The sequence below is a fragment of the Pseudorhodobacter sp. genome, assembly GCF_030452865.1.
In the GTDB taxonomy this organism is placed as follows: Bacteria; Pseudomonadota; Alphaproteobacteria; order Rhodobacterales; family Rhodobacteraceae; genus Pseudorhodobacter.
This window is the reverse complement of the sequence record NZ_JAKDLJ010000110.1, coordinates 1-9,510: the sequence shown is the minus strand read 5'-3', so window position 1 is coordinate 9,510 and position 9,510 is coordinate 1. Positions and strand designations below refer to the sequence as shown.

Here is a 9,510-nt window from a genome sequence, read left to right as displayed (position 1 = left end):
GCGGCCAAGCCACTGGGGGGATATGCCGAAGCATGGGAGGGGTTCGTTGCGCCGGCATCTGCCGAACCCCGGATCGTGATTGTCGGGGCGGGTGTCGCGGGGGCCGAACTCGCGATGGCCTCGGCGCATCGGTTGCGGCAATCGGGGCGCAAGCCGACGGTCACGTTGCTGGAGGCGAGCGATACCGCGCTGCCGCATCTTGGCAAGGGAGCAAGGGCCGCGTTGCTGGCAGCACTTGCCGAACAGCGCATCGAAGTGATGACCGGCGCGCGACCGGCTGCCGTGACGCGGACAAGCGTGACGCTGGCCTCCGGTCAAACCCTGCCCGCCGACTTCATCCTGTCCGCTGCAGGTGCGCGCCCGCAGGCATGGCTGGCAGACACCGGCCTGCAACTGGAACGCGGTTTTGTTGCCGTGGGGCCGACGTTGCAAAGCTCCGACCCTGCGGTGTTTGCTGTGGGCGATTGCGCCCATATGGGTTTTGCCCCGCGCCCGAAAGCCGGGGTCTTTGCCGTGCGTCAGGCTCCGATCCTGTTCCACAACCTGCGTGCCGCGCTGTCGGGTGGCACCCTGCAGCGCTACAGGCCGCAGCGCGATTACCTCAAGCTGATTTCCACCGGCGGCCAGATTGCGATTGCCGACAGGTTCGGTCTTCGGTTCAAATCAGCCGGGCTTTGGCGCTGGAAGGACCGGATCGACCGCAAGTTCATGGCGCAGTTTGGTGATTTCCCCATAATGCCGCGCCCAGATTTGCCCAGTGACGCGGTTTCGGGTCTGGCAGAAGTGATTGGCGAGAAGCCACTGTGCGGTGGGTGCGGCGCGAAGGTCGGCGCCGGGGTCTTGGCCGCTGCGTTGCGCCAGCAGCCAGCGCCGCTCCGCGCCGATACGGTGTCCGGTCCCGGTGATGATGCCGGGATGATTGCCATGGCCAAGGGCGTGCAAGTGATCTCCACCGATCATCTGCGCGCCTTTACCCATGACGCGGGCCTGATGGCGCGCATTGCCGCCATTCATGCTTTGGGCGATATCTGGGCAATGGGCGCCGCGCCGCAAGCCGCCCTGTCGCAGATCACGCTTCCCCGTCTTGGCCCGGCGTTGCAAGCCGATATGCTGGCGGAGGTGATGGCCGCGGCGGCAGAGGTCTTCCGCGCGGCCGGGGCGGATATGCTGGGCGGCCATACCGCAATCGGCGCGGAACTGATGATCGGTTTCACCGTCACCGGGCTGGCAGAAAAACCGATCCGCAAGACCACGGCGCAGGCGGGCGATGCGATTATTCTGACCAAGGCGATTGGCAGCGGCACTATACTGGCGGCGGAGATGGCAATGGCGCAGTGCGCGGATGTTTTGCTGGGGGAGGCGGTGGTGACCTGCCTTGCTGCCATGCAACGCCCGCTCGGCGTCGCCTCCGCCCTGCTTGCGCCAGTGGCGACGGCGATGACCGATGTGACTGGCTTTGGCCTTGCCGGGCATCTTCTGGAGATGTTGGAAGGTACAGGCATGGGCGCTGTGATCGACCTGTCAGCCGTGCCTTTTCTGCCGGGCGCAATTGCATTGGCTGCGGCTGGCGTCGCGTCCTCCATCGCTCCGGAAAACCGCGGACTTTGCGTCGGGCGTATCGCCGCACCGAACAGCCCCGCCGCCGCGTTGCTTTTTGATCCACAAACCGCAGGCGGATTGCTGGCAACTGTTCCTGCCAACCGTGCCGATGCACTGTTGCAGGCGCTGCGAGATGCGGGGGATGCGGAGGCGGCGATCATCGGTCATATCCACGACGGACCGGTGATGCTGCGGGTGGTGGACTAACGCGTTCAGTCCTGTGCCAGACAATCGGCAATGCTCACTGCAAGCCCCTCCAACACCGCGATATACAAGCCGACCCCCGCTGTCGTTGCCGTCCCCACAGGGTCAAGCGCGGTCCCAAGCCGCAAACCTGTCGTCTCGGCCAGTCGGTACATTGCGGCATCGTCATGGTTCACCTCGGGGAACAGGCAGACGGCTTGCGTTTGCCGCAGTTCCGCCTGCAACGCCTTCAGATGCGCCGCCCCCGGCGTGGCGGCATCGCCCTGACGCAAGCTGCCAACCACATGCAGCCCGAACGTATTCGCGAAATAACCATAGGCATCGTGGTAGACCGCAAAGCCGCGCGCCTGCACCGGGGTGAGCATCGCGGCAATTGCAGCCTCGGCCACCGTGATTTCCGCCTGCGCACGGGCGGCATTTGCCGCATATCGCTCGGCGTTTTCCGGGTCGAGCGATGACAGTTCCCGCGCGATAAGGCCAAGCCAGACCCGCCCGTTTTCCGGCGCGAGCCAGGCGTGGGGGTTCAGGCCTTTATGTCCATGGCCTTCCCCTTCGTCCCCCTCGGCTTCGCCCGGCGCAAAGTCGAGGGTCTGGGTTTCGGGTTGGTCCAGCAGGGCAATCGAATGGGCTTTAGCCGCCAGTGCTGCCATGCTGTGGGCCAGTGATGGCGTCAATTCCGGCCCGATCCAGATCACCAGATCCGCCCCGGCCAGTGCGCGCGCCTGACTTGGCCGCAGTTGGAAATCATGAGGATCGCCAGCGCCGGGCAGCAGCACGAGGGGCGTGCCAAGATCGCCCATCACCATAGCGACCAGCGATTGTACCGGCGCAATGTCGGTCACGACTTGCAATGGCGCGGCGTGACCGGCGTGTGCAAACGCACCAAGGCAAAGACTGAAAAGAATCCGGCGCATGGTTTTCCCCGCTTGTCGTTCCGGGCGCTATAAGTTATGTTATCTTATAACAAGTCAAGAACCGATATCATGCCACAGCCCAAAGCCTTCGATCCCCATGATCACAGCCAATGCACTGCCGAGGGGCTTGCACGCGCCGAGGCGCTGTTGGCAGCGCGCAACTTGCGGCTGACGCCGGTGCGGCGCCAGACGCTGGAAATCCTGTTGGCTGATCACCGCGCGCTTGGCGCCTATGACGTGCTGGAACGGCTGGTGAATGCCGGGTTTGCCAATCAGCCCCCGGTCGCCTATCGCGCGCTGGAATTTCTGGTGGATCAAGGCTTTGCCCATAAAATCCGCCGCCTGAATGCCTTTGCCGCCTGTACGCACCCCGAAACTGATCACGCCCCGGTTTTCCTGATCTGCCGCGGATGCAACGCCTTGGCCGAAACCCCGGCGGCTGAAGTGCGCGCGGCACTGGATGCCGCCGCCCGCGCTCTGGGCTTTACGGTGGAGCGCAGCAGTGTGGAGGCCATCGGCCTTTGCCCGGCATGTGAGGCGGCATGAGCCTGATTTCAGCGCAAGACATCACCGTGCGCTTCGGCCGCACGGATATCCTGACCGGCGTTACCCTCGCGGTCGAACGGGGTGAGATTGTCACCGTCGTCGGCCCCAACGGCTCAGGTAAATCGACACTGTTGCGGGCGTTGTTGGGGATCCAACCGGTCGCGCATGGCCATGTCACGCGCGATCCTGCCTTGCGCATCGGCTATGTGCCGCAGCGGCTGCACATCGACCGCACGATGCCGATCACCGCGCGGCGGTTCTTGTCCCTGCCCAAACGCTGCACCGATGCCCAAGCTGGTGAAGTGCTGACGCGCTGTGGTGTGGCAGAGGTGGAAACCCGGCAACTCAGCGATCTGTCGGGCGGGCAGTTGCAACGGGTGCTTCTGGCGCGCGCCTTGCTGAACCGGCCCGAAATTCTGGTACTGGATGAGCCGACACAAGGGCTGGACCAGCAAGGTGAGGCGGCATTCTACCAGTTGATCGCCGATGTGCGTCGCGATAGCGGCGCTGCGGTGCTGCTGGTCAGCCATGATCTGCATGTGGTGATGGCGGCGTCTGACCGGGTGATCTGCCTCAACGGCCACGTCTGCTGCGAAGGTGCGCCCGACGTGGTGCGCGACGCGCCAGAATACCGCGCACTTTTCGGCTTCGGCACCCAAGGGGCGCTGGCGCTGTACCGCCATGACCATGATCATAACCACGGTCCGGGCGCAGCACATGAACACGGCCCGGGTTGCGGTCACAGTCATGATCACGATTACGGCGATCAGAAAGAACCACACTCTCATGTTCGATGATTTTCTGGTCCGGGCGGCTTTGGCGGGTGTCGGCGTGGCCGTCGCCACCGGACCTTTGGGCGCTTTCGTGGTGTGGCGTCGAATGGCCTATTTCGGCGATGCCACCAGTCACGCCGCCATCCTCGGCGTGGCTTTGGCGCTGGCGTTGTCGCTGCCGATCGGGCTTGGCACGATGTTTGTGGCACTGGCAATGGCACTGACTGTCTCTGCGCTCGCGGCAAAAGGCTGGGCGGTGGATACCACACTCGGCGTTCTCGCCCATTCCGCGCTGGCTTTCGGCCTTGTCGCGATCAGTTTCGTTCCCGGTGCGCGCCTGGACATGTCGGGACTGTTGTTCGGCGATATCCTTGCGGTGTCGACGCGAGATATCGCTTTTGTCTGGGCGGGTGCCGCAACCATCGCAGCACTGCTCTTCTGGCGCTGGCAGGCGCTGTTGACAGCGACGCTCAGCGAAGACCTCGCCCAGGCCTCCGGCCTTGACCCCAATCGCGAACGGCTGGTGCTCACAATCGCACTTGCCATCACCGTCGCCGTCGCGCTGAAAATCATTGGGGCGCTGCTGATCTCGGCCATGCTGATCATCCCCGCTGCCACCGCCCGCAGCCTGTCGCGCAGCCCCGAAGCCATGGCATTGCTTGCCGTGCTGATCGGTGCAGGGTCGGTGCTTGGTGGCCTGCACCTTTCGCTTTCGTTTGACACTCCTGCCGGCCCGTCCATCATTGCGCTCGCGGCAGTGGCTTTCACGGCTTCTGTGGGCGCAAGCCGTTTCAAGCGGCACTGACCCCAGATTTCATCTTGGCAAAAATACCTGAAACCAGCTTTCGCCAAGCCGCAAGGCATCTGCCAATCGTGCCCATCCGCGACCATATGTCGTTTTTATCTGCCAAGCGTCGGGCCATATTGCCCCTGCGCGCCACAATCGGGCATGTATGTGCAAAATCGCGTCAGGGAGTCGCAGAATGAAAACCCCAATGAAAACTCATGTAAAAGCTTTGGTCGTCGGCGGTGGTGCTGTGGGCAACGGCATCGCCTATCACCTTGCAAAGGCCGGGTGGGACACGATGCTGATCGAACGCGACGAATTGACTTCCGGCTCCACTTGGCACGCGGCAGGCTTGCTGCCGCTTTTCAACATGGGCTATGCCACGACGCATATCCACAAATACTCCGTCGATTTCTACAAATCACTGGAGGCGGAAACCGGCCTCAACGCAGGCTTCGCCGTGGTCGGCAACCTGCGCATGGCGCAATGTCAGGACCGGATGGATGAATACATGCTCTATTCGGCGGTTGCCGACAGCGCCGATGTTTACCATGAATTCCTGACGCCTGCGCAGATCAAGGAACGCTGGCCGCTGGTCCGCACCGATGATCTGGTCGGCGCACTCTTTCACCCGCAAGACGGCTATATCAACCCCGCCGATGTCACGCAGGCGATGGCGAAAGGCGCGCGCCAACACGGGGCGACGATTGAGCGCAAGATTCAGGTGGACGGCTACAAATGGAACGGGTCGGAATGGGTCGTGACCTGCACCCGCATGATTGACAAGGGCGGCAACCTTATTGCCTCGGAAGAAACCTTTGAAATCCACGCCGAACATGTCGTCACCGCCACGGGCAACCACGCCCAACGCACCGCCCGCCTGCTCGGTGTGAAAATCCCCGCGATCCCGGTGGAGCATCAGTTCATCGTGACCGAACCCGACCCGATGCTGGTCGAATACCGCAAGAACCACCCGGAGCACCCGGTCCTGCGAGATGCCGATGCGAAATGGTATGTCCGCGAGGAACGCGGCGGTTGGATTCTTGGCCCCTATGAAAAAGGTGCCCCCGCCCGCTTTGAATACGCTGTCCCCGACAGTTTCCGCGCCGATCTGTTCCCGCTCGATCTGGAGCGGATCGAGGCGGAATACATGGCGTTCATCCACCGTCTGCCATCGTCTGAAAATGTCGGCCTCAAGGATGATTTCAACGGCCCGATCTGCTACACCCCCGATGGCAACCCGCTGGTCGGCCCGGTCCCCGGCCTGCGCAATATGTGGATCGCTGAGGGCTTTTCCTTCGGCATCACGGCGGCGGGTGGAACCGGCTACTACCTCGCCCAGATGATGACGCAGGGAGAGGCGGAAATTGACATGGCCTCCCTCGATCCACGCCGTTACGGGTCTTGGATGACCACCGAATACGCCGCCCGCAAGAATGAGGAATGTTACGATCACGTCTTCATCCTCCACCACCCCGATGAGGAACGCGAAGCCTGTCGCCCGCTGCGCACCACCCCGGTCTATGACAAGCAAATCGCACTGGGCGCCCAAATGGGTCAGGTCAACGGCTGGGAACGCCCGAATTATTATGGCCCGGTCAATGCCCCTGACGATTTCGACCATAATTCGCGGTCGTTCCGCCGTGGTGCGTGGTGGCAATATGCGAAAGCCGAGGCCGAGGCGCTACGCGAAACCGCTGGTTTGATCGACGCTTCCGCTTTCACCAAACACACGGTTCGGGGCGAAGGGGCGACAGCGTTCCTCGATTGGTTTACTTGCAACAAGCTGCCGAATGTGGGCCGCATCAACCTGACTTATGCGCTGACCCCGACAGGCACCACCCGCACCGAATATACCATCGTGCGCAACGGGGCGAATGACTACTATCTCGTCTCGGCTGGTGCTTGGACGGCTTATGATGCTGATTACATGCGTAAATCGGCGGAGGACTTTATCGCCGCTGGCGGCGGCCCTGTCGAAATCAACGATGTGACAACCCAATGGGGTGTGTTTGCGCTGGCTGGTCCCAATGCGCGCAAAATCCTGCAAGAGGTGGTCAAAGACGCCGACACCGCTACTGTGCTGTCGAACAAGCGTTTCCCGTGGCTGACCGCCCGGAAGCTGGAACTCGGCATGTGTCCGGTCAATGCAATCCGCGTGGCCTATACCGGCGAGTTGGGTTGGGAACTCCACCACCCGATTGAAATGAACCGCTACCTTTGGGACTTGTTGCTCAAGGCGGGCGAAAAGCATCGAATGAAACTGGTCGGGGCGCGGGCGCAGAATTGGTTGCGGCAGGAAAAATCTTACCGCGCCTTCGGCACCGAACTCGGCCGCGACGCGACGCCGATGGAGGCGGGGCTGGATCGTTTCATCGACCTGTCCAAAGACTTTCAAGGCAAACAGGCAATGATCGACACCGGTATCCGCGCCAAATGCGTCACGGTGTTGATCGACGGGCCGGATGATGCAGATCCGTGGGGCAAGGAGGCGCTGTTTTCGGGTGGCAAGAAGGTGGGCCGCCTGACTTCGGGCGGTTGGTCGGTGGGGTTTGGCAAGCAAATCGGCATGGGCTATGTGACGCCGGAACTGGCCGAAGTGGGCACCAAGTTGAAGGTCAAGATGTTCTTGCAGGAATGGGATGCGGTTGTGGTCGAAGACAGCCCGTTTGATCCGACCAATGCGCGCATCCGGGTCGATGGGTAAGCCACACTGCGCCCCTTGACCACTTCGGGCAGCGCGCATATACGCTGCCTGTCCGGGGCTTGCGCCCAATCGGGCCGATTCCCTTTGGCATATGTGACAGAATTCCTTCGCTGTCGCTGCCGGGGGGTGGATGAAGAAAAACGCCGACTGTATCTCTGGCGGGCAGACCCATGGTTTGGACCCGGTGAAGACCAAGAGCAATGCGGTTGCATCACCATCACGGGAAAACCGTGAGCATTTGAAAGGATCAGGTATGAACCTGCTCGCACAAATCGAGGCGGAACAGATTGCCGCACTCGGCAAGACCATTCCGGATTTCAAGGCCGGCGACACCATCAGGGTCGGCTATAAAGTGACCGAAGGCACCCGTTCGCGCGTGCAGAACTATGAAGGCGTGTGCATTTCGCGCCGTGGCGGTGCCACGCTGGCGGCCTCCTTCACCGTTCGCAAAATCTCCTTCGGGGAAGGTGTGGAACGTGTGTTCCCGCTCTATTCCACCAATATCGACGGCATTGAAGTTGTGCGCCGCGGTCGCGTGCGTCGCGCCAAGCTGTATTATCTGCGGGATCGTCGCGGCAAATCGGCCCGGATCGTCGAAGACACCAATTACAAAGCCCCCAAGGCGTAAGGAGCGGACCGATGAGAGATGGAATCCACCCCGAGTATCACATGATCAACGTCAAGATGACCGACGGCACCGTGTTTCAGACCCGCACCACCTGGGGCAAGGAAGGCGAGCAAATGGCGCTGGACATCGACCCGCTGGCGCATCCGGCCTGGACCGGTGGCAATTCACGGCTGATGGATACCGGTGGCCGTGTGTCGAAGTTCAAGAACAAATATGCCGGCCTCGGCTTCTGACGCGGATTGCGTTCTGGTTGAACGCTTCCAAGGCGTATAGGTTCGATACTGCTAAACGCCACCCGCGCAGGGTGGCGTTTTTCGTCGGCAGATTGCTGTCGGTTGTGTGATTTATGCAAAGATGCGCCGAGAATGTCTGCCGTACACCGCAGCGGATGGCGGGAAACTGCTGAAAAGGGCTTCCCCTTTGCGCCCCGGATTGTCATTAGAGGGTGCAATCCATCGCCAGGCGCGGTTTGACATTGGCCTTGCCCGGTTGTTGTCTGGCCGCACCGGTCGCGGATCGGCAAGTGTGGCAGTTGCGGCGAGGGCAGGATCATCATGGCGCATATCATCGTTGTCGGGAACGAAAAAGGCGGGAGCGGGAAATCCACCACCGCCATGCATATCGCGACGGCGCTGGCCCGGATGGGGCACCGGGTTGGGGCGCTGGATCTGGATCTGCGCCAACGCAGCTTTGGCCGCTATATCGAAAACAGGGTCGCCTATCTGGCACGGTCCGGGTTGGACCTTCCGACGCCGAATTACCGGGTTTTGCCCGATATAGCGGCGGAAAACCTTGCGCCGGGTGAAAACCCCTATGATGCAAGGTTGTCGGCGGCGGTGACCGGGTTGGAAACGGTTTCGGACTTCATCATCATTGACTGCCCCGGATCGCACACGCGGTTGAGCCAGGTTGCACATTCGCTGGCTGATACGCTGATTACGCCGCTGAATGACAGTTTCATTGATTTCGACCTTCTGGCCCGGATTGATGCCGAAACCGGCAAAGTCACGGGACCGTCGATCTATTCCGAAATGGTTTGGCAGGCGCGGCAATTGCGGGCGCAGGCGGGGCTGAAGCCGATTGATTGGTTGGTCGTGCGGAATCGTTTGGGCGCGCAGCAGATGCATAACAAGAAAAAAGTCGGGGCGGCGCTGGAAGATCTGTCGCGCCGGATCGGGTTCCGGGTGGCACCCGGCTTTTCGGAACGGGTGATCTTCCGTGAACTGTTCCCACGGGGGCTGACGCTGCTGGATCTGAAGGACACCGGGGTCGACCAGTTGAACATGTCGAACCTCGCAGCGCGGCAGGAATTGCGCGATCTGGTGGGCGCGCTCAAGCTGCCCGGCGTGGCC

Annotated in this window: 9 protein-coding genes; 8 read left to right on the top strand and 1 reads right to left on the bottom strand. The window is 61.8% G+C overall.

The window, feature by feature from the left end:
- Positions 1-1,806 (top strand): selenide, water dikinase SelD (selD, locus tag L0H65_RS08590; protein WP_301458462.1); only part of this gene is annotated, 1,806 nt, incomplete at its 5' end.
- A gap of 5 nt (positions 1,807-1,811) precedes the next feature.
- On the opposite strand, the gene L0H65_RS08585 is transcribed toward selD, so the two are convergent.
- Complete coding sequence (locus L0H65_RS08585; protein ID WP_301458461.1) at positions 1,812-2,717, bottom strand: zinc ABC transporter substrate-binding protein; 906 nt, start codon at positions 2,715-2,717, stop codon at positions 1,812-1,814.
- A 69-nt stretch (positions 2,718-2,786) separates the two neighbouring features.
- On the opposite strand from L0H65_RS08585, the gene L0H65_RS08580 reads away from it, so the two are divergent.
- The 7 genes from L0H65_RS08580 to L0H65_RS08550 all read left to right on the top strand — a co-directional run.
- Entirely contained in the window at positions 2,787-3,263 is a 477-nt protein-coding gene (locus L0H65_RS08580; RefSeq protein WP_301458460.1) for a Fur family transcriptional regulator, read from the top strand.
- Positions 3,260-4,060, top strand: a complete 801-nt coding sequence (locus L0H65_RS08575; RefSeq protein ID WP_301458459.1) for a metal ABC transporter ATP-binding protein — start codon at positions 3,260-3,262, stop codon at positions 4,058-4,060. The genes L0H65_RS08580 and L0H65_RS08575 overlap by 4 nt, the downstream gene beginning before the upstream one ends.
- Positions 4,050-4,841: a metal ABC transporter permease gene (locus L0H65_RS08570; RefSeq protein ID WP_301458458.1), complete on the top strand. Its 792-nt coding sequence runs from the start codon at positions 4,050-4,052 to the stop codon at positions 4,839-4,841. The genes L0H65_RS08575 and L0H65_RS08570 overlap by 11 nt, the downstream gene beginning before the upstream one ends.
- A gap of 190 nt (positions 4,842-5,031) precedes the next feature.
- A complete protein-coding gene (locus tag L0H65_RS08565) occupies positions 5,032-7,530 on the top strand; it encodes an FAD-dependent oxidoreductase (protein ID WP_301458457.1) in 2,499 nt (832 codons plus the stop codon).
- Positions 7,531-7,783: 253 nt separating this feature from the next.
- Positions 7,784-8,158, top strand: a complete 375-nt coding sequence (rplS, locus tag L0H65_RS08560) for a 50S ribosomal protein L19 (protein ID WP_301458456.1) — start codon at positions 7,784-7,786, stop codon at positions 8,156-8,158.
- A gap of 11 nt (positions 8,159-8,169) precedes the next feature.
- Entirely contained in the window at positions 8,170-8,391 is a 222-nt protein-coding gene (rpmE, locus tag L0H65_RS08555; protein ID WP_301458455.1) for a 50S ribosomal protein L31, read from the top strand.
- Between the two features lie 321 nt (positions 8,392-8,712).
- On the top strand, positions 8,713-9,510 hold a 798-nt coding region (locus L0H65_RS08550; RefSeq protein ID WP_301458454.1), incomplete at its 3' end, for a division plane positioning ATPase MipZ.